The following is a 25,585-nucleotide window of genomic DNA, read 5'->3' as shown; positions in this document are numbered from 1 at the left end:
GGTATTTGTCTCCCTACCGCCAGAACGAATGGCCCGTTTACCGTCAATCAGTTGAGAGTTGACTCTCCATCTTGAAGTGTAAAAGCAGAGTACCGCAAACGCACAGAAGATTTGGCGCTTACAGGTATCTTCGGCCGCGAAGCGAGGGGAAAGCCGTAGTCGCCAGCGATAAAAAAGGCCACCCGAAGGTGGCCTCTCGTAAGCAATCGTTGACTAATGCGGTTTCTGGATTCTTGCGTCGCTGCTGTCCGCGGGTGCCCCACCTTCGACGCGCGTTTTTTGCGCGGCTAAGGTGGGAGAGCACGGCTACACCACCCCTCTCCCTAGAAGGTGAATCGGACGGCCAATTGCACCGTGCGCGGACCGCCTCCACCGAGGTACGGGTTGCCGCTGCCCACATCCGGAGTTGCGGTCGTTTGCACAAACTGAGGTCCGTTCAGCACTCCAGCCGTGGAAGCCGCGGGATCAACTCCGGCCACAATGCGGTTACCCACCACGTGGCTACTAACGAATGCATCGACTCCGAAGCCCGGCAACAGTGGATTGCTCAGATTCACGTGATTGAGCACGTTGAAGATATCGGCGCGAAGCTGCATCGCAACCCGCTCCGTCAAGTGCGTCATCTTTGTGACCGAGAAATCAAAGTTGGCATAGTTCGTGGCGTTGAAAGCATTGCGCCCTTCGTTGCCCGGATGCGCATTCACACAGTCGCCATTAGCGTCGATCGTGCACGGAGCCGCAAACGCCGCCATGTTCAACAGGTAGCGGCCATGCGCTCCGGCATGCGGGTCACCAATGATATCCGGACGTCCGAAGAATTCGCCCGAACCGTTGTAATCGGCTTCATAGATGTAGTTCACCGAATAAGGCTGACCGGTCGCATAGTTGAACATGCCATCCAGTGCCCACCCATTCGTAATCCATTTCGCCGTCTTGAATTGCGGAAGGTTGTAAGTCCAGTACCACTGCACGCGCTGACGAACGTCAAAGTTGGAGCTTGCACGATCGGCGCGCGGGTTGAAGCTGTTATCCGGCTGTGCAGCGTTGGGCACAAAGTCCAACCCATCGCTGGCATCATCAATGGAGTGAGCCCACGTGTAGTTCAGCGTCGAGCTCAATCCGTGCCAGTTCTGCAGCTTCAGTGTTCCTTGCAGTGAGTTGTAGTTCGAAGCCGCGCTGGTCTCGATCTGGTTCACGTAGTAATACGCCGGGAAGCACTGCTCGCCGTAGCCAATGCTCGTGCCATTGCCACAGCTCTGTGTTGTCCCCGCAACGTTATTGAACTGGTTGAGATCGCGGAAGCGGAACAGGTGATGTCCCTGCGACCCAACATATCCGAGTTGAACCGCTACGCTCTTTGCGACCTGCGATTCGACGTTGAAGTTGTAAGCGAAATATACGGGCGTAGCCAGATTCTGCGCCACGGTGAATGCGCTGTTCGGGCTGTAGCTCGTTGGATCGAACACCGCCACTCCCGGAGTAATGGTCGTGTAGTTTGCAGGATTCGACGAATCCGGGGTGTTCAAGAACGAGAACTGAATGTTGTTAAACGCCGGACCTGCCTGCGCAGGATAAGTGTTCCACGGCTGGTTTCCGACGAAGAAGTCCTGTGACGGACCGTCGTAGAAAAGGCCCACACCGCTGCGCAGCACCAGCTTGCCGTTACCGAAGAGATCATCGACAACGCTCACTCGCGGCGAGAGGTTATTCCAGTCCTTCGGATACAGCTGGCTGGGGCCGCCCTTCACGCCAACCTGCACAAGCCCTGACGTCGTCGGATCGAAGAGGCTGAATTCGTTATTCTTCTCGCCAATCACGCCAAAGTAATCCCAACGCACGCCAAGATTCGCCGTGATCCGGTTGGTGATGCGCCAGCTATCCTGCAGATAAGCGCCGTTGCTGTTCTGGTATGTGTAGCGCGTGCTGTATCCAGCCGCCGAGCTGCCGCCGCCCGTGATGTTTCCTGCAAGGAACTCACCCAGCGCGGAGATCGGGTCGCCCGACAACGGATCCTGCCAGTCCGAGAAGATCAGCTTGCCGCGGTGACCCGAGTTCATAAAGCTGTTGATGAACGTCCGGCGCCACTCGTATCCAACCTTGAAATTGTGTGCGCCCTTCGTGTACGACACATTGCCAAAGAGCTGATAGTTTGTGTCAACGCGTCCGCGAGCATCGCTTGGAGTCGAACCAATCGGACTGTACGCTCCCACATTCATCGTAGGCAGGCCCAAGTCGCGCGATTGTTCGAAGCCCGGAGGCAGCGTGTTCAACCCAATGCTCGTCGGGTCAAACTTAACGTCGCTCGGATAGAAGCCCTGCGTGAAGCGGTTGTAGCCGCCGCGAACCTCAACAATCAGGTTCGTTTTCGGCACCGAGGTGTACGACAGCGACAGAATGTTTACGTGCGTTGGCGTCGAGGTGTTGAACCCCGGTGCGCTGCTTCCGGTGTAAAGCATTCCCAGCGGGAAACTCTGCTGGCCGTGGCTGAAGTAGTAACGTCCAGTCAGCAGGTCGCCTGCGCTGAACAGGTTCAGGTGCTGATCCACCTTGAAGATTAGGCTGTTGATCTCGTTCGAGAACGGAGTGGTGAACTGCACATTGCCATCGCCATCGGCAGGAAGGGCGCCCCACGGATTGCGCGCCAACAGTTTCTGTATTACCGGATTGATACCGCCGACCGGAGTCGCCGCCTTAATGTCCGCCTGCGTTGGTACGGTGCCCAGTTGCGGCAGGCCGCCATCTTCACGCTGACCTTCATAAGCCACAAACCAGAACGACTTATTCTTCACAAAAGGTCCGCCCACCGATCCGCCAAACTGGTGATTGGTGAATGCGTTCTTGGGCTGGTCGGGAGTGTTGAAGTAATTTCGCGCGCCAAGTGCATCGTTGCGATAGTACTCAAAGAAGCTGCCGTGTATCTGGTTCGAACCCGACTTCGTCACAATGTTGACTGTCGCGCCCGAGCTGCGGCCAAACTCAGCTTCCGGGCTGCCCGTCACTGGAATCTCGGCCAGTGCATCCATCGGAAGAATCGTCGAAGGGCATCCCCACACACCTGCCTCATTGATCGAGGGCAGATTGCGGTAGCCGTCATTCATGTCCGTGCCGTCGAGCAGATAATTGTTCGACCGGCCGCGGTTGCCGTTCATGCTAAACAAACCATACGAGCCAGCCGACTCATTCGATCCCTCTGGATCGCCCGACGTACCGGGTACGAGCTGTAGCAGCTTTGTAAAGTCGCGTCCGTTCACCGGCAGTTCGGCGACTTCGCTCGCCTCAATCGTGCCTCCTGTTGTGTTCGAAGAGGTCTCTACCAGGGGAACGTCGGCATTTACCTCGACTAGTTCCTTTACTTCGCCCGTGGAGAGCTTCGCGTCTGCGCGTGCCGGCGAACCTACGCTCACAGGAATCTGCGTCAGCGTCGTCGTGCGGAAACCTTCTTTTTCAACTGTGATGCTGTAGTTTCCGAGAGGTAACTCGGAAGTCTGATATTCGCCGCGCTCATTCGTGGTCAGCGTGCGCGAGAAACCTGTGGCGGGATTGAAGACTTTTACCTGGGCGCCAACAATGGCTGAGCCAGTCGAGTCTGTTACTGTTCCCTGAATGCTTCCGCGAAACGTCTGTCCGAATGCGCCAGAAGCAAGAATCGAGACGAGAAAAACAAATAGTACAGCGAATGAGCGGCTTCTCATCGGGCCGGGCTCCTTTTTCTGTCTTTTGGAATTACGCGGAAGGAGGGAGCAGAGTTGAACAAATCATAGCAGATACGATCAGCTCACAGGCGCTCAATGCGCATCTTTCGACGCAAAAAGGGAGACTGTTCAGGTCTCCCTCTCGCTGAATTTTATCTTTGCTTACCGGCCATGCCCTTCATGACCACCGCCGTGTCCTCCGCCGTGGTTTTCGCCACCACCAAAGTGGCCACCGCCGCCGTGAACTGCCGGAGCGCCACCACCGTGAGGTGCGCCACCACCACGAACCATATCAGCGTGACCTCCACCTGCCGGGCGGCTATATCCCGCTGCTGGACGCCCGTAGTTTCCTTCTGCATGACCCATAGGACGCGCTGCATAGTTACCAGGACGAGCGATGCCGGGGCGAACTGGCCCACCGCGATATCCCACCGCCGGACGGCCCATGCCAGGATGTAAAGGCGCACCAGCTCTTACATAAGGTCCGCGCCCGCCGTAGTAGCGTCCTGGTCCTCCAGGACGATAGAAGCCGCGATTGATCACCGTCGTGCTGTGCGTAAAGTAGTGTGCGTGGTTGTAAAACACTGCATGATCACGCCAGCCGCATCCCCAGTGATGCCATCCCCAACCCCAGTGCGAAAACGCCACCACGCCGATTCCGATTCCGAATCCGAGTGCCAATCCCCCCGCGAAAACAACTCCCGGAGGCGGAGCGTAGTAGTATCCCGGATAAACCACCATCGGTGCGCCATACACGACCCACGGGTTATACACCGGCACATAAACGACCGCGGGATTCGCCGGAACAATCGCAATTACTCCAGCCTGCTGCGTCACAACCTGCTGCGGCGTGTCGCGCAACTGTCCTGCAGAATAAGCCCGCTGACGCATCGACTGGATCGAGTCCATAACGTCCTGCGGCTGGTTGTAATACGCATTGCCCAAGTCTGTGGTCCATTGCAGGTTGCGATCCATCAAAGCCAGCACGCTCGGAAACGCCGTCAACGCCTTGATGCTGGGATCCCAATTCACATGCGCGTCAGCGCCTGCTGCAATCTGGTCAGCCGGAGCATTTCCCATCGAAGCGCGCCAGCGATCTGCTTCCACCACCTGCGTGGGATACGTCGCCGCAACCAGCACCTGCGCCACCAGCGCGTCCGGATACAAGGCGACGGGAGCTACGAGCTGGTCAAGCTGCTCGGGCGCGAGCGGCTGAGCGCTGGCCGGAGGCGGTGCTTGCTGTGCAGTTCCCGGCAGAGGCTCATATTGTGCGAATGCCTGCTGCCCCATGGGAACCGTGACCATCAGCGCACTCAGCATAGTTGCCAACCCTCTGCGAATCCGCTGCCCGATCCTGTTACCCACGGCCGGTGCAGGGGCTGGCTCCATGATGCCGCCCAGTATTTCTCCAGCGATGCCACCGCTACTTCTGATATCAGATTTCATGAAATGACTCCCGCCGCAACCCGCTCGAAGCAGCACATGCCCCTCTGGGAAGACGGTCACCAGCTTAAACACGACACTTGCTGACGAGTTTCGCGCTGAGGCAAAAACTTCTCTGCTCCGAGTCTCTGCCCTCAACTCAACACCGCACAACGCGGTCCGCGCTTTAGGAGCACCGACAAAATCACCTATCAGTGTCAATTCAACTTTGTTTGCAATCACTTCAGGCGAGCTACAAAAGGAGGGAACAGGCTTGGGGCGACGTAGAAATGATCGCCCTTTGATTACACCTGTGCGCCGATTCGCACGAATGTCGGACTCAACTGGCGTAGGCCGCACAGCGTCGCCCGCTTTAAGCGAATCGGTCTTACATTGATGCGCACATCGCAGACGCGCCAAAACTGACGCGCCGACGAATGGACGCACCACGACATTCCGAACTAGTCGGAAAAACTAAAACACTTCCACTTTCGCCGATTCGGCGCACGGTCCTTACCGTACAACCCATTCTGTCTTCGCTCCGCCCCAACCACCGCGTGTTCTTTCCGCACGCTGCTAAATCGGCACTGCTTAGTTCCTGTACCCTAACGCGCTCTCATCAATAACGGAAATTCAAATTATTTATGGTTGCGATTATGCGAAGTTATGCATCTCACGAAGGAAGCTGCTGTTCCCCCAAAGACGTGCAGCACGTCTGAAATACACCAAAACGTATCTCCTGCGAGGTTGTGAGCAGCCCTATTCATTAACGAGCTACTGAGCACCGGTCCCGCTCTACTTAAACCCAACACTGTTCACACCATGGAGGAGTTCAATGAAGTGGATCGCCGTACCTCTCGTTTTGCTGGCCAGCGCTGCTGGCTTCGCTCAAGCCGATAACAACTCCAGGAGAGATACTAAGCCTGAAATCCTGATCAAGCAGAACGAACCGCCGATGCTGGGAATCCACTGGACCCGCGAGTTCGCCGCCTCCAAGCTGCGCACGAGGTCTGCCAACATGACCTATCACGGGGGCAAGATCATGACCACCGCCGTGACTCAGGCCATCTTCTGGGGAACCAGTTGGGGCAGCTACTCAGGCGACATCATTACTGGCATCGACGATTGGTATAACGGCTTCAGCAACTCCAATTACTCCAAGACCTCTGACGAGTACACTGGCAGCAACGGACAGGTCGGCCCCACAACCTCCTACCTCGGACACCTCATCGACACCACTCCCGCCTCAGGCGGAAATTCCACCTCGGCAATCCTCGCCGAAGTCTGCAAGATGGTCACGCCCAACGCCGCCGGCAATGGATACTACGCCGTGTACACCGATCTCCCGCGCGGCAATGCTAACTACTGTGCCTGGCATAGTGCCGGAACCTGCGGCACCAGCACCACCGTCGTCCAGTTCGCTTTCTTCTGGAAACTTGATGGCGATCCTGGATGCGACCCGCAGGACACCACCACGGGACATTCGCAGGGACTCGCGGCCCTTTCCAATGTCAGCGGCCACGAACTCTCCGAGGCCCGCACCGATCCTGCCAGCCCCGGCGCTTGGTATGACGCCTCCGGCGCAGAGAACGGCGACAAGTGCGCGTGGACCTTCAACGTTCCTTCCGTCACCTTCTCCAACGGCAGCAAGTGGAAGATCCAAGGTGAGTGGTCTAACAATGCCTACACTACCGGAATTGGCTACCCCAACAGTTCTGGACAGAAGGGCTGCCTGGACGGTCACTAGTCCCAATCCACTTTGATCAAAACGAATGGGCCATCTGAAATCTCAGATGGCCCATTCTGTTGCTGCGCCTCTTCACTACCTCGACGGCCCGAATACGCCCTCCATAAGGCTCGACTCTGCATCGGTCTTCATGGCATACGAGGAGCGAGTATATACGGCTTTATTTCCATTCACGATTGTCAGCAGATCCCGCGCAATCCGATTCAGCCCTTCCGATTGTGCCTTCAACTGCTCACCCGCAGCCGCGCTTTGCTCGGCATTGGCAGCGGTCGTTTGAGTCGCCTGTTCCATCTGCGTAACCGCCCCAGCAATTTGGTCTAAGCCGTGCGTCTGCTCGCGGCTGGCCGCGCTCACCTCTTCCACAAGCGCTTTCGTTTTGCTTGAGAGTTCAGTCAAATCGACAATCGACTGCTGAACACCCTCCAGCTTTCTGCTGCCCTCGGCGGTCTTCTCGATAGATTCCTCGATCAGCGCAGTTGTGTCCTTCGCAGCATGTGCGCAGCGTTGTGCCAGGTTCCGAACCTCATCCGCCACAACCGCAAATCCCATGCCTGCCTCGCCCGCGCGAGCGGCCTCCACAGCCGCGTTCAACGCCAGAATGTTCGTCTGGAACGCGATGCCATCGATCACGTGAATAATCTTCGAGATCTTCTCGCTCGAACGCGAAATCTCCGCCATCGAGCTTGCCAGTTCATGCACTCGCTCATTGCTCAACGTCACCCGTTCCGCAGCAGAATTCATGAAATTCGCTGCTTCCGACGAGCGTTCGGAATTGCGCACCGTCAACGAATGAATCTCGGTCGTCGAAGACGATGTTTCTTCCAGGGTCGCAGCATGCTCCGAAGACGCCTGAGCCAGCGACTGCGCGGCCGACGAAATCTGTGAGGCTGCATACGAAACCTGTTCGGCTCCCTGCGATAGGTCATGCGCGGTTTTGTGCAACATACCTGTGACCCGCCGCAACATGATCAGCACGAACACCGCAGCAACTCCCCCCAGTAATGCAAGCAAAAGCCCCGTCCAGAGAAGGCTGATTAATCTTCCAAGAAAGTCTTCCTGTACCGTGTGTAGAGCTTCCTCTTCCAGCCTTGCGAGCTTTATCGCAGGGGCTCCCGCCAAATCAAAAGGTGAGATTGCCTTTGATGCCGATAGCTGCATCGCACCTTCGCCGTTCTCTGCGTCACACAAGCCGACCAGCTCTGTAAGATAACTTTCGACTTCCCTCAGCCCTGATTGTGACTGTCCGATCAGATTCCGCTCGTCTGCTGACAGCCCTAGTGCTTCCATTTTGCTCAAAGCATCTTTAGCAGAGGCCAATCGCTCGACATAAGCGCGCTTGGATTGATCCACCTTCGCCCGATTCTTGCTAACGGTGTACAACTCCAATCCACGCTGGGCAGCGCGCATAGTCTGAATATCCGTTGCGAATTGCATGGCCAGAAATTGCTTTTTGCCCGTCTCTCTCTCGATCTTTTGCATAGTGCTCTTCATCATGGAGAACCCAAACAGCATGAGCCCCGTCACAAGTGCAAGCGCAATGGCTAGGTACGTAAATGCGAGTATCAGCTTCTTGGTGAGAGACATCTGGACAACAACCCTTTCGAAATTCGAGTACAGGATGGATATTGCGGGCCCACTTCGTGGCTGCTTTCTATCGGCACAATGTCGCTAGAACACTATCGGGCATATACCTGAGCTTCCATCCCGAGTTAACTGGACCGCAGTTCGCCTTTCACCGTCATCTGCGCACCTGAAAAGAGATGGGCGGCATTCCCTATCCCATTGCAACCCTCGGATCCCTTGTAGCCCTCGTAATCGCCGCAGTCGCTCACTTTATTGGGCAGCGGCTCATTTCCCGAAACACCCACCTCGCAAATTCATCAAATTTTCTCTTTTGCATCTGCCTCTCACGAAATTCAAGTGACTGAAAATGTGGGCTGAGCCGCGATTCGCGCCATTTCGCAACACCACACCCTCAGAGCAACCGCGCCTTGTTGTCCGCAGTCCTACTAAGCGCAACACGAACACTACGCGGAGCTGTCCATGTTTAGACGACCCTCGGCTACGTTTATCCTTGCCTGCTTACTGGCTATGTCAGTAGCTGCTTCGGCAAGGACAAGTGATCATTCGCACCCCGACCGACATCCAGGAAGAGGTTCGGGCAAGCATAGCGTGCCTGAGCCTGGCAATCTGCTCGCTCTTGGTTCATCAATCCTGATTGGCGTTCAACTGTTCCGCAGTAGAACCAAACCAGGTTCCAATAGCTAATTCACCAAATCTCCCTTAGCCGCGATGTACCGAGTCGCGGCCGATTTTTTGCTCTGAAATCAGAGTTTCCGAATCACATGTCGCGGGACACCTGCTCACTCACGCGCTGGATGATACAAACGAAGACTGCTCGAATGTATCGAACCTTCTAGGCGCCCGTGAATGATTGACCGCGACACAGTGCACCGAGAGATCGTCTTCGCATTCGCAGTTGCGATATTCCTGTTCGTCTGCTGGCAGGTCCGCAACACTCTTTTCCTGATCTACGTGAGCATTGTTTTTGCGGTGGTCTTCACCCCTGCTGTGAAGTGGGTTCGGCGGGTTATCTTCTGGTGGCACCCGGCTACGGGAATTGCCGTTCTCGCCATCATCGCTGCCATCGTCCTGGTCTTATCCGGACTCGCATTTCTCATCATCCCGTCAATAGCATCCGACCTGAAGGACTTCTCTACTCAGCTTCCAGGCAAGCTCGACCACCTCAAAGGTGAGCTCGCCAAGCTGCCATTCGGCCCGCGCATTTCTGCCGCTCTCGCTTCCACCGATATCGGCTCCAGAGCCGGGGCTCTCGCAAAGCAAATCGTTGGCTCCGTTCCTGCCTTAACCGGCGTCATCACTGACTTCTTCCTGCTTGTGATCCTCACGGCCTATTTCATCGTCGATGGAGATCGCGCATTTCACTGGGCCATGCGCCTGGTCCCGCATCGTCATCGTGATCAGACGGCAGACACTCTCAGCCACGCTGCGCGCAGAATGCAGCAATGGCTCATCGGCCAAGCCCTGCTGATGCTTGTGCTCGGAACCTCCAGCTTCGTCGTATTCTGGGCTCTTCGGATCGAGTACTTCTACGCTCTTGCGCTCTTCGCCGCCTTGGCGAACTTCGTTCCTATCCTCGGCCCAATCGTGACTGTCGCATTAGCCGGCTTGATTGCCCTCACGCAAGGCATCAGCAAGCTCATCGGGGTGATCATCTTCTACCTCGTCTACCAGCAAGTGGAGAACTCCTACCTCACTCCTCGCATTATGAAGAGCACCGTGGAACTTGCGCCCGCAGCAGTCATCGCCGCCCTCGCCATCGGAGGCGCACTTGGAGGAATTAGCGGAGCCATCGTCGCCGTGCCCAGTGCCGCCCTCATCGGAACAGTGCTGGATAGATATCTGGACGCGAGAGATGCTCACCCAAGTGAAGCCCGCAACGAAAGCAGCTAGGCAGAGCAACCAAAACTCTCGTCGCTCGTGGGATACTTCCGTTCTCCTGTTCGAATAAGACCGTACCTGTCACGGAGTTCTGCCATCTTCTTCGCCATCGCTCGCATGTCAACACACGGCTTGGCGGAAGATGAAGCGACTGGAATGGCGACCGAGAGAAAATAGTTCTCAAGCCCGGCAGGAGTGAACACATTCAGCATGCGCCCGCGCGCGCTTCCAACGTTGGTCCAACGATGTGGCACATTGCGTGGCCCATAAGCGTAGGTTCCAGGCCCTCCCGTGATGGTCTTGTCGCCGACTGAGATCTCAAATTGCCCATCGATGACGTAGAAAGATTCGTCCTCGTTCAGGTGCTTGTGGAATGGAACGCCTTCCCTCGGGGAGTTCTCGACCAGCATCCACATGCACGATCCGCCCGTGTGTTTTCCTGTTGCTTTGATAGCGAGAGAGTGCCCCGGATACCAGTACCAGTGTTCCGTAGGTAAGGACGACGGTGCCGAAGCGGCAAGAGGAGCAACAAACCGCGCCGCAAGCAATGGACTCGCGACAAGGCCTGCCTTCAGCAATGCTCGACGTGTAGACCTCAAGGACGCACCTCAGTCATCGTGCGGAGTGATGGCCGAGGAGTTTACTTCGGCAATGCCAGCGAACGCAATGCAGGAAGCCGCCGATGGCTGTCTTCATGCAACGTGAGCCTGATGTACGTCACTGAATGCTTGGGTATTCGGATGTTATTGACAACATTGGTGGCGGCGAGTGGACTCGAACCACTGACCTACGGATTATGAGACCGTCGCTCTAACCGGCTGAGCTACGCCGCCACGAGATTTCTGCCGGGAGGGCCTGGCGTGCAGGCAGGCAGAAGTTACCTGTTGAAGTGGAACCAACATCCCTGATTCTATTGGGCCTTCGGGGGACTGTCAATCCGCTCCGGCTCCTCTGCTACAGGAACCGCGCCCGGAGTCGCGACTTTCAAAGCGTTCAGCGCGCACTCGTCATCGGCCCAGCGCTTTGTGTCCTTTGCATTTCTCAGTTTCGGATGGAAATCGCTGAAATACCGCAGCACTGCCGCGCGCAGATCACCATCCACGTGGGCGAACTTGTCTTTCTGTAGCCGACGCAGCAACTCACGGTAGGTCTCATCGGCCAATGGATATTCGCCTGCCTTCGTCGGCGCGCCAGTATCCAAATCCATGGCTGCATAGGCGAGCGCAGATTCTTGTGCGCGCTTTGCTTGGACCCGCAGAGCATCCACCGTCAGATTCACGCTTTTCATGTAGAGATCTTCCGTCTTCGGCGTCGGATCTTTGTATGACAGCCCTCTGAAAGGCCCAATTTTCGGCACCAATCGCAGGAAGAATGCCAGCACGCGTGCTCCGACGCCCGGCTTCGAATAATCACGCCCCCAACTCTTCTCGTAGTCTGCCCGAGTCAACCGATACAGAAACAACTTGCGATTGAAGTTCGGAATCTCACGTTGGAGGCGTTTGCCGCGAGTGGCCAGTGCCACCTTCGTCATCTCGGGAATGACCTTGCTCACTGCGCGGCGATAGCTTCCAATCGCCAGATCCTCATGAGTCAGAACGGAGTTAAGCGGCATTCCATACGTCCGCAAAAACGCCTTCTCCAGCAGTGGCTTCGCGACCTGAAAATCGATAAAGTCATGGAAAGCTTGTGGCGGATACCGATGCCGAGCCACCTGCAGCACATCGAATCCAAACTCCGTACGCAGGTGTTCGATTTTGCCCTCGTCGTAGGTCACTACCGGCCCATACTTCCTGCGCAGATCGGGATATTCCATCGGCACAGCACGATTCACGTACGGATGCCCCTGTATGTCCGAAACGTAATGAGCTAATGCTCCCGCAGCGAATCCCAATTCATCGATATTTGTCGATTCAAGAAAGAGATTCCGAACGAAATCCCCGGTGCGCACGTAGTGAGTCAGATCGCTGAACAGCTTGCTGCCGAATGGGTAATACCCAAGGTCCTGAATTACCGACCCGCCATACGCAAACGCATGTGCGCGCCGCAGATCCTCCGGCGTTGCATTCGGATACCGGCTCAGCAACAGAGGCCGAATGCTGTCATCCCAAACCAGGTCGATCAGTTCTTCGTGCGTGAGCACCGAATACGATTTGGCGGGTAATGCGAAACTGGCGCAGAGTGCAAGGCACACAACCACACGCGCCAGAGGCCCCACGAGCAGCCGTGTCAGTCTTCCGCGCGAGGACGACGGTTCAACGTATCCAATAACAGCATCATCACCGCCGCAAGCAGCAGAAAGTGCATTGCGCCCCCGTACGACTCTCCGCGCACGACGCCCGCCACCCACGTTCCCAGCAACACCAAGAAAAGTATCCAAGCCAAGCGAGCCTTCCCACCCTACCAGACTAGTTGCTTGGAATTGTTTGCTGGTTGCATCGAACATCAGCGTGAGTTGCTGCGAAGTGCATTCCAGTGCCGATCGCCCCACATCAGAGCCTGCGCGAGCTCTGGCCCGTCGCTGCCCGCCGCGTAATTTGGGAACTGCGGCTTGGGCAACTGTGCCCACGCCTGCTCAATCGGAGTGACAATGCGCCACTCTGCTTCAACCTCGTCACCGCGAGTGAAAAGCGTGGCGTCGCCCATCATCACATCCAGCAGCAACGTCTCATATGCCACCGGAGTATTCATGCCAAACGCATCGCGATAGCTGAAATCGGCCTTGACTGTAATGCCGTTCATCCCGATCCCGGGTCGCTTCGCGCCAAATGAAATCGCAATGCCCTCGTCCGGCTGAATTCGCAGACTGATCACATTCGGTTCCGGCTGTCGATTCTGACCGCTAACAAAAAGAGCCTCTGGCGTTGCCTTGAAATGCACGCGAATTTCCGTCCTGTGCGTGGCCAACCGCTTGCCGGTTCGAATATAAAAAGGCACTCCCGCCCACCGCCAGTTGTCCACACGCAACTCCAAAGCGACGTAGGTTTCTGCCATCGAATTCTCGGCCACTCCCGGCTCCTGCCGGTATCCGCGCACAAGGCTTCCTTCGACTACACCCGGCCCGTACTGCCCGCGAACTGTGCGGGCCGTTACTTCATCGATCGACATCGGGCGGATCGCCTTCAGCACCTGCACTTTTTGCTCACGCACCGCATCGGCATCCATGCTGAAAGGCGGCTCCATTGCTGTTAATGCGATCAATTGCAGCAAATGATTGGCCACCATGTCTCGCAGTGCGCCCGTCTCCTCGTAGAACTTCGCGCGGTTCTCCACCCCCAGAGGTTCCGCCGCTGTAATCTCCACGTAATCGATGAAGTTGCGATTCCACAGCGGCTCAAACAGAGAATTGCCGAACCGGAACATCAGCAAATTTTGCACTGTCTCTTTGCCCAGGTAGTGATCGATCCTGTACACAGCGCTCTCATCGAAAACGCTCAGCACCTTTTTGTTCAGTGCCCTCGCCGACTCCAGATCGCGTCCAAACGGCTTCTCGACGATGATTCGCGACCACCCCTTGTCATTGCAGTTCAGCCCTGCCTGTCCTAATCCGGAAATCACGTCGGGCGCGATCGAAGCTGGCACCGCGAGATAGAAAAGATGATTGCTGCTCGCGCCAGCCCCACGCATCTCTTCCAAACGCTTCGCCAATTGCGTGAACGTCTCCGCTGAATCCAGGTCTCCAGACAAGTACGTCAGCTTGCCTGCGAATTTGCCCCAGTTCTCATCATTGAATGTGCGAGCCGCATTCGACATCTCGACCGATTGGCGCATGGCCGAGCGAAACTCTTCATCGCTCATCGCCGGCAGCCCAACGCCGACAATGTCGAATCCTTTTTCCGTACAGCCCATCGAGGTCAGGTCAAAGACAGCGGGCAACAACTTGCGCCGGGCCAGGTCTCCTGAACCGCCAAAGATCACCAGAATGCAAGGTTCGCCTATGGGTAGTGGTTGTATTTCAGTGCGCGCCGTCGGTGTCGCGGGAATGACTGTGCTCATCGTTCATTCGTCCTGTGGTGTGTGATGCCGGAGACGAAGTGTTCGCTACCCACCCCGGACAGAGACTCTACTTTGGATGCAATGAAACGAGCCTTTGCTCTTACTTGTCATCCTGAGCCGCAGGCGAAGAACCCCTCTGGCCACCACCGCTGCCCGAGGAAGCCATAAACACTTCGGCGCGACCCTCAGGCCGCGCCGCGTGTGTTGCGAAGAACTTCTTACGCCTTCTGTACTGCCTGCAGCAGTCGTTTCAATCCCGCGACCACATCCGGCCCGAGATCCACGCGCACTGCACGGCGTCCGTGCTTCAGCAGAGATTCCAAATCGCCAAGCGACTGTGCCTGTTTCAGCACGCTGAAGCCAAACGGCTCACGCGGAATCGCAACGTCTTTCGTGTCCTGCGCCGTAAGTTGCAGGAACACACCATTGCTCCCGCCGCCCTTGTGCAACTGTCCTGTCGAGTGAAGGAAGCGCGGCCCATATCCGGTCGTTGTCGCCGCATGAGTCTTCGTCCTCACGGCAAGCCGCAACTGCTGCACCAGTGACTCGACCTCCGGCGTTTCGAGGAAGTATTGCGTGATCGCCACGTAATCTCCCTCTTCGACCTTCTTCAGATGCGCTGCAATGGCCGCATCCAAGTTCGCCCCCAGCGACTTGTCTTCGCTGTAGAGCTTCAGCGCACCATCCGTGAGCAGCGGCATCTGCTCCGGCAACGCACCCTTCGACGTAAACTCCTGCAGCAACCGCTTCGTGTTGTCCTTCGACTCCTGCACGTTGGGCTGATCAAATGCGTCGATATTCAGCAGCGACCCGGCAATCGCAGTTGCAAACTCCCAGATGTAGAAGGTTGCGCCCAAATCGATCGGTCCTGCAAGCTGTTGCCGCACAACCGGGAATCCAGCACTCTCCAGCGCCGTGATCTTGCTCGTCGTGCCTGCATCGCCATCGCCCACCGAAATCGAGACGAACACGCGGTCCTTGCCATACTCGCTCGCAGGTGCCAGGTTTTCACCGGCAATCGGCACAATCCCCTTGCCTTCCTTGCCCGTGCTCTCCGCCACCAACTGCTCAATCCACAGTCCCAGCGAAGCGATCTCCTTCGATATCACCAACGTCAGCTTGTCCACGCCTTTTTTCGCCAGCGATCCAATCAAAGCCCCAAGCGCAGCTCCCGGATTCGCAGCCACATCCGTGCTTTCGCACTTCTTAGCCGCTGCGACAGCGCGTTCCAACAGACCTTCGACGTCTCCGCCCATGACAGCGAACGGCACCATGCCGAAGAAGCTCAGCGCCGAGTACCTTCCGCCTATGTCCGCCCAGTTCACCCAGGTCTTGCGATAGCCAAGTTCCTTTGCCTGGTTCTCAAGCAGCGTTCCGGGATCGGTGACAGCGATAAAGTTCTGGCCGACCTTTTCGCCCTTCACCTGCTTCACGCGATCATAGAAGTAACGCTCGAACATCTGCGGCTCGGTCGTCGAACCCGACTTCGAAGCCACTATGAACAGCGTGCTCTCCAGCTTCACCTGCGATTCGACATGCGCAACTGACGCAGGAACCGTCGAGTCAAGAACCAGCAGTTCGGGAAAGCCTTTCTGCGGACCGAAGCTCTGCCGCAGCACCTCGGGACAGAGGCTGGAACCGCCCATACCGAGCACCACTGCGTGCGTAAAGCCTTCCTTGCGAATCTCCTCCGCAAACGCTTTTAGCTCTGCCACGCGCTCCAGTACTTGCCCTGGCACGCGCAACCAGCCCAGCGAGTTCCCGATAATCTTGGCGTGCTCGGGCTTGTCCGACCACACGCTCGCATCTTTCTTCCAGATGCGTTCGACCACGTTCTGCTTCTTCAGAGTCTCCAGTGCCGCTTCAAACTCCGCCTGTCCCGATCCCAGCACCACTCCACTTGCTTTAGACATGTGCAACCTCGTGACGGCGCCGTTCGATCACGGCAATCAGATCGTTGTACGAATCGGCGAAGCTCTTCACGCCCGCCGCAGTCAACTCCAGCGTCACTGCCGTCAGATCCACACCCAAAGCCTTCAGATCATCAAACACCTTGTGCGCGCCCTTCACATCGTCCGTGATCGTCACAGCAACTTTGCCGTGATCGCGGAATGCGTCATAAGTGTGCGGCGGCATCGTGTTCACGGTGTCCGGACCAATGAGTGTTTCGATGTACAGCACATCCGAGTACTTCGGATTCTTTGTACCCGTCGAAGCCCACAGCGGCCGTTGCACCTTCGCGCCAGCCTTAGACAGCTTCTCCCAGCGTGCCCCGCTAAAGAGCTGCTGGAATTTCTCATACGCCAGCTTCGCGTTCGCGATTGCCGCCTTACCAAACAGTTCCTTGGCTTCCGCGCGACCAGCCTTGGCCATCTCTTCCAACTTCTTGTCCACCGCCGTATCGATACGGCTCACAAAGAAGCTCGCCACCGATGCGACCTTGTCTACCGCGCCGCCTTTGTCAATGCGCTTTTCGAGGCCCTTCAGATACGCCTCAACAACCTGCGCATAAACTTCGACCGAGAAAATCAGCGTGACGTTCACGTTGATTCCCTCTGAAATCAGCTCCTCGATCGCCGGAATTCCCTCCGGTGTCGCCGGAACTTTGATCATCACATTCGGACGCGCCAGCTTGCCATGCAACCTCTTCGCTTCTTTGATGGTCCCTGCCGTGTCCTTCGCCAGCAGCGGAGAAACCTCGATGCTCACAAACCCGTCAGCACCGTTCGTGCTCTTGTACACAGGCAGAAAGACGTCGGCCGCGCTCGCAATATCGGTCACAACCAGGCCATCGTAGATATCGTTCAGCTCCGCGCCCTTGCTGACCAGCTCTTTCATTGCCTCTTCATAATCTTTGCCGCCCGAGATAGCCTTCTCGAAGATCGTAGGATTCGAGGTCAGTCCCCGCAGCCCATCTTCCTCGATCATCTTCTTCAGCTTGCCCTCTGTGACCAGCGAACGCATCATCTGGTCGTACCACGGGCTCTGGCCCACCTTGCTTAACTGCTGTAAAGGATTGCTGGACATCTCTTATCTCCTCATTCCTTCCATGCCTCAGAATTTCGATTCCATGACGGCGATCTTCGCTACGCGCCGATGATGCCGCTCTTCGTTGCTGACCGTTGCGTTCAGGAACGCTTGCACCAACTCCACCGCCAGTGCCTCGCCAATCACTCGCCCGCCGAGGCAAAGCACGTTCATCTGATCGTGCTCTACACCTTGGTGCGCCGAGTACGTATCGTGGCAGAGTGCAGCGCGAATGCCGCGAACCTTATTTGCCGCTACCGATGCACCAACGCCGCTTCCGCAAATCAACACTCCGCGCTCGGCTCTCCCGTCCAGTAATGCCGCAGTGATATCGGCGGCCCTGTCCGGATAGTCATCGGGTGTCACAGCGTCATGCGTGCCCAGATCCACCGTTTCGTGTCCCAGGCTGCGAATAAAGTCGATCACCGGGGTCAATAGCCGTGACCCCGCGTGGTCTGCCGCAACGGCAACTTTCATCTATCTCTTCCCTAAGCCTTTCACCACGGCAATCGATTCCTTGGCCTGCTTCACCACTGCATCGGCTGTGAAGCCGAAGTGCTTGAACACTTCCTTCGCCGGACCCGAAGCTCCAAACTGCTTCTGCCCCACGATTCGGCCTTCCAGCCCAACGTAGCGCTCCCAGCCAATCGGAATCCCTGCTTCCACTGCCACGCGCGCACGTACCGCGCTGGGCAGCACGCTTTCCTTGTACTCCGGCGTCTGCTCTTCAAACAGATCCCAGCAGGGGAAGCTCACCACCCGCGCCTTCACGCCTTCGCCGGCCAGCTTTTCCTGTGCTTCCACCGCAAGCTGCAGTTCGCTTCCCGTACCAATCAGCACCACGTCCGGCGTGCCTTGGCAATCGCTGAATACGTAAGCGCCCTTGCGCACACCTTCCGCGCTCGCGTACTTCGTGCGATCAAACGTGGGAACTGCCTGCCTCGTCAGAGCCAGCGCCGTGGGATGCCCCTTGCTTTCCAGCGCTACCTTCCACGCCACCGCAGTCTCGTTCGCGTCTGCCGGACGAATCAACCGCATAAACGGCATCAGCCTCAGTGACATCACCTGCTCAACCGGCTCATGCGTAGGCCCGTCTTCTCCTACTGCAATAGAGTCATGAGTGAAGACGTAGGTTACCGGCAGCTCCATGATGCAGGCCAGCCGCACGGCTCCTCTCATGTAGTCGCTGAATACCAGGAACGTTCCCCCGAACACCCTCAACCCGCTTGCAGCCAGTCCGTTCAGGATTCCGCCCATTCCCATCTCGCGCACGCCAAATCGCAGAATGCGTCCGCCATAGCTGTCAGCTTCGAATGCCTTTTCGTCCGAAATCTTGGTTTTGTTCGAAGTCTCAAGATCGGCCGAGCCACCCAGCAGCCAAGGAACATTCTTCGCAATCGCGTTCATCGCCTTGCTACCGGCTTCGCGTGTCGCAATGCCCTTTGCGTCGGCCGGAAACACCGGAATATCCTTATCCCAGCCCTCGGGCAGTTTGCCGGACATAATCCCGTCCCACTGCTTCGCCAGTTCAGGATTCGCCTTTGCCCACGCCTCGAATGTCTTCTTCCAATCGCCTTCGAACTTCGCTCCGCGCTCGACAGCCTTGCCCAGATGTTCGCCAGCTTCCTTGGGGATCAGGAATTGCGCATCTTCCGGCCATCCATAGTTGCGCTTCGTGGCCTTCACTTCATCTGCACCCAGCGGCTCGCCGTGTGCAGCGCTCTTGTCCTGCTTGTTGGGAGAGCCAAATCCGATGTGCGTATGAACAATGATCAGCGTCGGCTTCCCGGTCTCTTCCTGCGCCTTGCGAATCGCCGACTCGATCGCCTTCACGTCATTGCCGTCATCCACAGTCAGCACGTTCCAGTGATAGCCCTTGAAGCGCGATTCCACGTCGTCCGTGTACGCCATCGCCGTCGGCCCATCCAGGCTGATGTGGTTCGAGTCATACAGCCAGATCAGGTTCGACAGCTTCAAATGCCCTGCCAGCGCCGCCGCCTCGTGCGAAATCCCCTCCATCATGTCGCCATCGGAGCAGATCGAGTACACGCGATAATCGACAACCTTTTCGCTGCCCTGATTAAAATGCGCGGCCAGCCAGCGCTCGGCAATCGCCATGCCCACCGAGTTCGCTACGCCCTGCCCGAGCGGTCCCGTCGTGGTCTCCACTCCCGGCGTGATGTTGTATTCCGGATGTCCGGGGCACATCGACCCGACCTGCCGGAAACGTTGAATCTCCGACATTGGCACGTCGTACCCCGTCAGGTGCAGCATTGAGTAGAGCAGCATCGAGGCATGTCCAGCGGAAAGCACAAACCGGTCGCGATTCGGCCAGCGCGGGCTCTTCGGGTTGTAGCGCATGATGCGGTCCCAGAGTACATAAGCCAACGGAGCCAATCCCATCGGTGCTCCGGGATGTCCGCTGTTCGCCTTTTGAACCGCGTCAATCGACAGCGTACGAATTGTGTTTACGCATAGCTGGTCGAGCTCCGCCGAAGTCGTTGTTTCAAGTTGCTGCGCATTCGCTGACATTAACTTTCAATAGCCTTTCTGCTCCCGGACGAGGCCAGGTGCTCCGATACTTCACTGCGCGATTCACCTGAGGGTGCGCAAGTAATAATAATGCCGTGCCACACAGGGCCAAGTCGAGCCAAACGTCAAATTGTCAGGGGACCCTCGCTAACCTTGAGATGCCCCACCTACGGCAAGAGAAGCAGCGCTGGCCACTGCTTCTTGTAAATCCTTGTGAATGCGGCACATACCCGAAGCTACCCACGAAGGTGCCCGAGAGTTGGCAGCAGTGCCCACTCTGGGCTCTGCAAATGTCACGATCGGCGATTTCCCGCCCCCTCCCGCCCCAAGCCCTCCCAAAATACATCTTCACCTTTGCTAAAGCTTGTGCGTCTAATGAAGCGGGGCTGGACCGGGCGGTAGCCGCCGGGTTTCCGCCGTATAATGACTCCAGTCCAGGCTGGCTAAGGATCCATGTCTAAAAGCGTAAAAACAACTCTCCTCCTCTTGTCGTTTCTCATTCTCGCCTTCGCGGTAGCTGGAGCGGTGGGCGTAAAGCCGAGCAGCGGCAACGATGGCGCGTACCGCCAACTCAGCGTATATAGCGAAGTGCTCTCGCGGATTCGATCTGACTATGTCGAAGATCCGAACATCCCGCAGGTCAGCAACGGCGCGCTCCATGGCCTTTTGGAGGCTCTCGATCCGAACTCCAGCTACATGAACGCCGACGAATACAAGCAGTTCAAGCAGCTTGGCACATCCAATGCTGGAATTGGCGCCGCAATTTCCAAGCGCTTTGGCTACGGTGATGTTATCTCTGTCGTCCCCGGAGGGCCCGCCGACAAGGCTGGCCTGCTCGCTGGAGACATCATTGAAGCCCTCAATGATAAGAGCACCCGCGAGATGTCGTTAGCGGAACTCAACGGTTTCCTCGGAGGCCCCGTAGGCTCTATCGTGAACCTCAGCGTTGTGCGTCCCACAAAGGCCACGCCGCAGAAGATCAGCATCACCCGCGACAACGTGAAGTACCCGGCTGCGACATACCGCATGATCGAAAATCAGATCGGCTACATTCGTGCCGAGGGCTTCCCCAAAGGCCGCAGTCAGGAAATCGCCTCCCGCATCCGCGAACTTCAGAAGAACGGTGCGAAGAAGCTGATTCTCGACCTCCGCAACTCCGGTGACGGAGACATCTCCGAAGGAATCGCCACCGCGAACCTGTTCCTCAACCACGGACAGATCACGTACCTCGAGGGTCAGAAGTACCCCCGTCAGAGCTTTGCGGCTGATCCGGCCAAGGCAATCACCACCCTGCCTCTGGTCGTAATCGCCAATAAGACCACTGCTGGTGCGGCTGAAGTCATCGCTGCCGCGGTGCTTGAGAATGCACGCGGAGACGTTTTGGGCGACAAGACCTTCGGTTCCGGTTCCATCCAGAAGACCATCGATCTTCAGGATGGTGGTGCGCTCATCCTCTCGATTGCCAAGTACTACACGCCCGGAGGCAAGGCGATTCAGGATGTCGCCATCACTCCGAACGTGCTGGTAGCGGACAAGCTGGACGATTTCATCGCTCCTGAAGATTCGGACCTGCAGACCGATGAAAACGAGAACAAGCCCGAGCCCAAGAAGAATCAGCCAGACGAGCAGCTTCGCCGCGCAATCGAGCAACTCAGCAAGCAGGATCAAAAAGCTGCAGCAGCAGCCTCTCCCGCAGCCTAGACGGCCGTTCAGACAAAGCAAAAGCCCCAGCCTTCACGGTTGGGGCTTTTTGCTGCTTGACAACTCAAACTCAATTTATGCCGAGTACACGGCTTCTCAGCGACGCTCGTCAGTTTCCCGGAAGCCTGTTCCTCTTCTGCTCTAGCATTTTCAGAACGGCTGAATCCACCAGATACTCGACTAGTGTTCCACAGGAAGGGCATTCTGTTTTATGAATCTCAGTTCCTGTCGAGCTATCATCCACGGGGAAGGAGCGCAGGCACTCCGGGCACACGGCAACCACGTACCCGGCATCTCTGCGAGGAATCCAGAGCGGAGCCTTGTCGCACTTCGGTGCATGAGCCCGAATCGGGGACTCCGTAACCAAGCGGCGAATAGTGTCGAAAAGTTGCTGCTGCGTGTAGCCGCCCTTCTGGAGGAACACATCCATCAAGAGTCCCGGTGGCATGTCTGCAGTGATGTACTCCCCGCTGATGGCGATAACAGGGATATGCGGGAACCTTCTGCGAACCACCGACAGGAACTCAAAGCCAGACATATTGGGCATTCGCAGGTCGGAGATGATGATGTCGGGTGGTGTTTGTCTAAGGGTGACTAATGCTGCAAAACCATCCTCTGCGGTACGAACGACAAAACCTTCCATCTCAAGAATGGCTGACATCGTCTCAAGAATGATGGGCTCGTCGTCCACGACGAGAACCCGCGTTTTAAACTCGTGATCCACCATGGTCCGTCTCCATAGCTCTGCAACCAACACCTAGATTATCTCGGGCATCCGAAAAGGCCAAGATTCCTGTGCTGGTCCACAGCCATCTCTCTGGCCGCGTAGGGTTGATGGAGTCTCGGCAATTCTCCGCATAGCACCTAAGAGCCATAAGCCCTGCAATCACTGGCTGTTCTCATCTCACGCGTGATCCGAAAGCATAGATAGAAAAAGCCGCGGAATTCTCCGCGGCCCTCATATTCACAGAACTCAGGCGACTACTTTCTGCCCTTTTTGCCCTTGCCTTTGCCCTTTGCTGCTGCGCCCTTCTTGCCGCCAGCCTTCTTGTCCTTCTTCACGGCCTTGATCGCCTTTTTAACGGCTTTCTTCGAGGCTTTCTTTGCGGGCTTCGCGGCGGTTGACGCCTTCTTTGCAGCTTTCTTGGTAGCCTTCTTCGCTGCTTTCTTGGTCGCTTTCTTCGCGGCCTTCTTGGCGCCACCCTTTACCGCAGCCTTCTTGGTGGCCTTCTTCGCACTGGCCTTCTTGGCAGCTTTCTTGGCGGGCGCCTTCTTGGCAGACTTCTTTGCGCCGGTCCTTCTCGCCGCTTTCTTCGCAGGCTGGGGTTCGGCTTCCGGCTCCGACTCGGCTTCGGGCTCAGGTTCTGCTTCCTCCGACGCCGATTCCTGATCGCGCTGAGCACGACTGGCGGACGGAGCTACAGCTTCATCCTCGGTATCTCCGAGTTCATCCTCTTCCGCTTCGTCCTCGTCGTCTTCGAGTTCCTCTTCTTCTTCGTCGTCGTTTACGTCGTCAAACGACTCGTTGTCCCCAAACTCGTCATCATCATCAGTGCCGCGTGTGTAAAGAGTATCGTCGAACGTCATGTCTCCTCCTGGTTTCTATTGCCGCTCCGCGCCCGCGGACTCCTGAGCACAGGTACCACACGACTTGTCCAGCCCTTGCGCTTCGCGTGCACGATGCATTGACAACACGCACGCCTCCGCACCCGAACACAATAACTCAGCCTTCTTTACGATGCAACGGATTGAGGTACTTGATTCGCAAACGTCGCTTCTCAATTACCCCTGGTGCCGATGTTTTCGGCTCTTCGAAGGCTCAGGCTTCTCGGCCTCTCGCACTTTCTGCTTCTGTCTTTTCGCAACGGGAGCATCGTCCTCCGCCTCTTTCTTTTTGGAATGAGCGGATGCCGTCGGCTTCTCCTTCTTGCTTGAGGCTGCAGCGTCTTTCTTCTTAGAACCTGCAGTCTCCTTGGACTTTTTCGTTGGAGAATCCTCGTCCTCTACAGTGTCCTTGCGGCCTTTAGCTCCACGAGCGTTCTTCCCATGTGCATGGGATGCATGAGCGCTCTTGCCTGACTTGGTCCGTGCGGGACGCTCATCATCCTCGGAAGAGGAAGAGGATGACCCGGATCGCTTCGCAGAAGCCGTCGCGGCGACCGGCTTGTAGATCGTCAGTGCGCGCCCCGAACGCAGCGAGTTGCCCTTCAGATGGTTCCACTGTCGCACCTTCTCGGCCGGAACTCCGAAATCATCGGCCACCGAAAGCACGGTGTCACCTTTACGGACCGAGTATCGAACAGCCGTCTTGCTGTATCCAGTGTTATTGCTGGCCGTCGCACGCGAGGTAGCTTCGCTGCTGACTGCACTCTTCGAAGGGGACACTGGAATGATCAGCTTCATATCCTTGGCAAGATCATCATTCTGCAGATTGTTCGCCTCCGAGATGGCGCTTGCCGTCGTGTGATAACGACGCGCAATCTCCGTCAGCGTCTCGCCGCTCTGAACGCGGTGGAAGCGCCACGATACCCGCATTTCCTCGGGAATCGCCGCGACCGCTGTCTCAAACTTCTCCGCTGTTCCATGCGGCAAATGCAGGTCGAAACCCATATCCTTCGGCGTAGTCATGCGGAGAAGGCTGGGATTCAGCTCCTGCAGCACTGCCAGCGAGGAATCCGTGCACTCGGCCACCAATCGCAAGTCGATCGGGTAGTGAATACGTACGGTGTCTGAAACCAGAGGCCGGTCAAACTGCAAGTGATCCAGCCCGTACTGCCCCGGATTCTTCGCCATGATCGTCATGGCGAGAATGATCGGCACATAGTTGCGCGTCTCACCCGGAAGCACGTTCCTCTTATATAGCTCCCAGAAATCGGCATATCCCGTCCGTTGGACTGCGCGCTGAACGGTTCCCGGGCCGGAGTTGTAAGCGGCCATCGCGAGATACCAGTCACCAAACTGGTTATAAAGGTCGCGCAGCAAACGTGCCGCCGCCCTCGTCGCCTTCTCCGGATCCTGACGTTCATCGATCCACCAGTTGCGTTGTAGACCAGCGTGCATTCCGTCCCACGGCATGAACTGCCACATGCCGCGCGCACCCATTCTGGAAAGCGCAAGCGGCTGGAAACCAGATTCTGCCTGTGCCAGGAAGATCAAATCCTGCGGCACGCCTTCCTCGCGGAAGATCCTCGAAATCATGTCTCCGTAACGACCGCGACGGATCAGCGCCCGCTCAATCGTTCCGTGTCCACGGCTGGAGAAGTAATTGATGTAGCTGACCACTGGGTCGGTCAGCATTAGAGGAAGGTCGCTTCGGGTGTTAGCCAACTCGGCCTGTGCCTTGGCTTTGATCGACGGATCGACCGGGAACGTGATGTTGTTCGCCTCGTCGATTGGTGCAGGCTCGGCGCGCTGTTCTGTGAACCCGTCACCTGCCTTCAATGCCTGCAATTCCAACTCGTGCGTGGCCTGAACGATCTTGTCGAACTCGGCTTGTAGCTTCTCGTCCTGCTGTACGCCCATAGGGCCGCGCAGCAGAATGTTGAAGGCTGTGTCGAAGTTGTCCTTCGCCGCTTCCAGATGTCCCGCATTGTAGTTGGCTTGACCACGGGCATACTCGGCCTCGGCGCGGGTAATCAGATGGTCGACCGTCTCGGCTGCGGGCTGCGGAACAGTCTGCGTGCGGCCCTGCGCACTGTGCTTCGGCGCTACCGTCTGAGTTGTGGGCTGCTGCTGAAGCGTTGGGGCCTGGGCCTGCGGAGCAGGACTGGCACTGGCGGCCGGCTTTTTCTCTGGCCCGCAGGAAGAGATAAAGAAGCTGGAAAGAAGCAGAGTCGAAAGAAGAATGCGATAAGAATTCATCGTTTATTGGCAACTGTCTCGAGCCATCCAAATCGGGCCCAAAACGTGCGCTCACTCAAATCTACGAACGATTCACCGAAGGGTCAATCCTCGTAACTACTTATAGTTACTAAATCAATAATGGTTCAGCAGGTCCGGAAACCATATA

Annotated in this window: 16 protein-coding genes and 1 tRNA gene; 3 read left to right on the top strand and 14 right to left on the bottom strand. The window is 56.9% G+C overall.

Going from position 1 to position 25,585, the window contains the following annotated elements; genetic code table 11:
* Positions 1-323: 323 nt before the first annotated feature.
* Together AC6IZD_RS01275 and AC6IZD_RS01270 are read right to left on the bottom strand one after the other, a co-directional pair.
* Entirely contained in the window at positions 324-3,692 is a 3,369-nt protein-coding gene (locus AC6IZD_RS01275) for a TonB-dependent receptor (RefSeq protein ID WP_497785868.1), read from the bottom strand.
* A gap of 162 nt (positions 3,693-3,854) precedes the next feature.
* Positions 3,855-5,138, bottom strand: a complete 1,284-nt coding sequence (locus AC6IZD_RS01270; protein ID WP_497785867.1) for a DUF3300 domain-containing protein — start codon at positions 5,136-5,138, stop codon at positions 3,855-3,857.
* Positions 5,139-5,949: 811 nt separating this feature from the next.
* Between AC6IZD_RS01270 and AC6IZD_RS01265 the strand changes: the two genes are divergently transcribed.
* Positions 5,950-6,861 carry a hypothetical protein gene (locus AC6IZD_RS01265; RefSeq protein WP_497785866.1) on the top strand — a complete coding sequence of 304 codons (912 nt, stop codon included), beginning with the start codon at positions 5,950-5,952 and terminating at the stop codon, positions 6,859-6,861.
* A 75-nt stretch (positions 6,862-6,936) separates the two neighbouring features.
* Here AC6IZD_RS01265 and AC6IZD_RS01260 read toward each other — a convergent pair whose 3' ends face one another.
* Complete coding sequence (locus AC6IZD_RS01260; RefSeq protein WP_497785865.1) at positions 6,937-8,445, bottom strand: methyl-accepting chemotaxis protein; 1,509 nt, start codon at positions 8,443-8,445, stop codon at positions 6,937-6,939.
* Between the two features lie 846 nt (positions 8,446-9,291).
* Between AC6IZD_RS01260 and AC6IZD_RS01255 the strand changes: the two genes are divergently transcribed.
* Positions 9,292-10,335, top strand: coding sequence for an AI-2E family transporter (locus AC6IZD_RS01255; protein ID WP_497785864.1), 1,044 nt, complete (start codon positions 9,292-9,294; stop codon positions 10,333-10,335).
* On the opposite strand, the gene AC6IZD_RS01250 is transcribed toward AC6IZD_RS01255, so the two are convergent.
* The 8 genes from AC6IZD_RS01250 to tkt form a co-directional block, all read right to left on the bottom strand.
* Positions 10,332-10,922: a cupin domain-containing protein gene (locus AC6IZD_RS01250; RefSeq protein WP_497785863.1), complete on the bottom strand. Its 591-nt coding sequence runs from the start codon at positions 10,920-10,922 to the stop codon at positions 10,332-10,334. The two genes, AC6IZD_RS01255 and AC6IZD_RS01250, sit on opposite strands and share 4 nt — an antisense overlap.
* Positions 10,923-11,079: 157 nt before the next feature.
* A tRNA-Met gene (locus AC6IZD_RS01245) sits at positions 11,080-11,156 on the bottom strand.
* A 77-nt stretch (positions 11,157-11,233) separates the two neighbouring features.
* Complete coding sequence (locus AC6IZD_RS01240; protein WP_497785862.1) at positions 11,234-12,811, bottom strand: zinc dependent phospholipase C family protein; 1,578 nt, start codon at positions 12,809-12,811, stop codon at positions 11,234-11,236.
* Positions 12,766-14,316, bottom strand: a complete 1,551-nt coding sequence (gene zwf, locus AC6IZD_RS01235; protein WP_497785861.1) for a glucose-6-phosphate dehydrogenase — start codon at positions 14,314-14,316, stop codon at positions 12,766-12,768. Before zwf ends, AC6IZD_RS01240 begins: the two co-directional genes overlap by 46 nt.
* Before the next feature lie 218 nt (positions 14,317-14,534).
* Positions 14,535-16,229, bottom strand: a complete 1,695-nt coding sequence (locus AC6IZD_RS01230; protein ID WP_497785860.1) for a phosphoglucose isomerase-related protein — start codon at positions 16,227-16,229, stop codon at positions 14,535-14,537.
* Positions 16,222-17,343 carry a transaldolase gene (gene tal / locus AC6IZD_RS01225; protein WP_497785859.1) on the bottom strand — a complete coding sequence of 374 codons (1,122 nt, stop codon included), beginning with the start codon at positions 17,341-17,343 and terminating at the stop codon, positions 16,222-16,224. The genes AC6IZD_RS01230 and tal overlap by 8 nt, the downstream gene beginning before the upstream one ends.
* Before the next feature lie 27 nt (positions 17,344-17,370).
* Positions 17,371-17,820, bottom strand: a complete 450-nt coding sequence (locus AC6IZD_RS01220) for an RpiB/LacA/LacB family sugar-phosphate isomerase (RefSeq protein ID WP_497785858.1) — start codon at positions 17,818-17,820, stop codon at positions 17,371-17,373.
* Positions 17,821-19,875, bottom strand: coding sequence for a transketolase (gene tkt, locus AC6IZD_RS01215; RefSeq protein ID WP_497785857.1), 2,055 nt, complete (start codon positions 19,873-19,875; stop codon positions 17,821-17,823).
* 453 nt (positions 19,876-20,328) lie between these two features.
* Between tkt and AC6IZD_RS01210 the strand changes: the two genes are divergently transcribed.
* Positions 20,329-21,576, top strand: coding sequence for a S41 family peptidase (locus AC6IZD_RS01210; RefSeq protein ID WP_497785856.1), 1,248 nt, complete (start codon positions 20,329-20,331; stop codon positions 21,574-21,576).
* A 109-nt stretch (positions 21,577-21,685) separates the two neighbouring features.
* Here AC6IZD_RS01210 and AC6IZD_RS01205 read toward each other — a convergent pair whose 3' ends face one another.
* From AC6IZD_RS01205 to AC6IZD_RS01195, 3 genes are all read right to left on the bottom strand, one after another.
* Positions 21,686-22,303 carry a response regulator gene (locus tag AC6IZD_RS01205; protein WP_497785855.1) on the bottom strand — a complete coding sequence of 206 codons (618 nt, stop codon included), beginning with the start codon at positions 22,301-22,303 and terminating at the stop codon, positions 21,686-21,688.
* A 254-nt stretch (positions 22,304-22,557) separates the two neighbouring features.
* A complete protein-coding gene (locus AC6IZD_RS01200; RefSeq protein ID WP_497785854.1) occupies positions 22,558-23,163 on the bottom strand; it encodes a hypothetical protein in 606 nt (201 codons plus the stop codon).
* A 195-nt stretch (positions 23,164-23,358) separates the two neighbouring features.
* On the bottom strand, positions 23,359-25,437 hold the full coding sequence (locus AC6IZD_RS01195) for a lytic transglycosylase domain-containing protein (RefSeq protein ID WP_497785853.1): 2,079 nt from the start codon (positions 25,435-25,437) through the stop codon (positions 23,359-23,361).
* Positions 25,438-25,585 lie beyond the last annotated feature (148 nt).

The organism is Koromonas humicola, from assembly GCF_059726255.1.
This window is presented reverse-complemented; position numbering and strand designations above follow the sequence as displayed.

Bases quoted from the DNA above. Each gene is read 5' to 3' on its own strand.
- AC6IZD_RS01275 (WP_497785868.1), bottom strand. From the start codon at position 3,692: ATGAGAAGCCGCTCATTCGCTGTACTATTTGTTTTTCTCGTCTCGATT.
- AC6IZD_RS01270 (WP_497785867.1), bottom strand. From the start codon at position 5,138: ATGAAATCTGATATCAGAAGTAGCGGTGGCATCGCTGGAGAAATACTG.
- AC6IZD_RS01265 (WP_497785866.1), top strand. From the start codon at position 5,950: ATGAAGTGGATCGCCGTACCTCTCGTTTTGCTGGCCAGCGCTGCTGGC.
- AC6IZD_RS01260 (WP_497785865.1), bottom strand. From the start codon at position 8,445: ATGTCTCTCACCAAGAAGCTGATACTCGCATTTACGTACCTAGCCATT.
- AC6IZD_RS01255 (WP_497785864.1), top strand. From the start codon at position 9,292: ATGATTGACCGCGACACAGTGCACCGAGAGATCGTCTTCGCATTCGCA.
- zwf (WP_497785861.1), bottom strand. From the start codon at position 14,316: ATGAGCACAGTCATTCCCGCGACACCGACGGCGCGCACTGAAATACAA.
- AC6IZD_RS01230 (WP_497785860.1), bottom strand. From the start codon at position 16,229: ATGTCTAAAGCAAGTGGAGTGGTGCTGGGATCGGGACAGGCGGAGTTT.
- tal (WP_497785859.1), bottom strand. From the start codon at position 17,343: ATGTCCAGCAATCCTTTACAGCAGTTAAGCAAGGTGGGCCAGAGCCCG.
- AC6IZD_RS01220 (WP_497785858.1), bottom strand. From the start codon at position 17,820: ATGAAAGTTGCCGTTGCGGCAGACCACGCGGGGTCACGGCTATTGACC.
- tkt (WP_497785857.1), bottom strand. From the start codon at position 19,875: ATGTCAGCGAATGCGCAGCAACTTGAAACAACGACTTCGGCGGAGCTC.
- AC6IZD_RS01210 (WP_497785856.1), top strand. From the start codon at position 20,329: ATGTCTAAAAGCGTAAAAACAACTCTCCTCCTCTTGTCGTTTCTCATT.
- AC6IZD_RS01205 (WP_497785855.1), bottom strand. From the start codon at position 22,303: ATGGTGGATCACGAGTTTAAAACGCGGGTTCTCGTCGTGGACGACGAG.
- AC6IZD_RS01200 (WP_497785854.1), bottom strand. From the start codon at position 23,163: ATGACGTTCGACGATACTCTTTACACACGCGGCACTGATGATGATGAC.
- AC6IZD_RS01195 (WP_497785853.1), bottom strand. From the start codon at position 25,437: ATGAATTCTTATCGCATTCTTCTTTCGACTCTGCTTCTTTCCAGCTTC.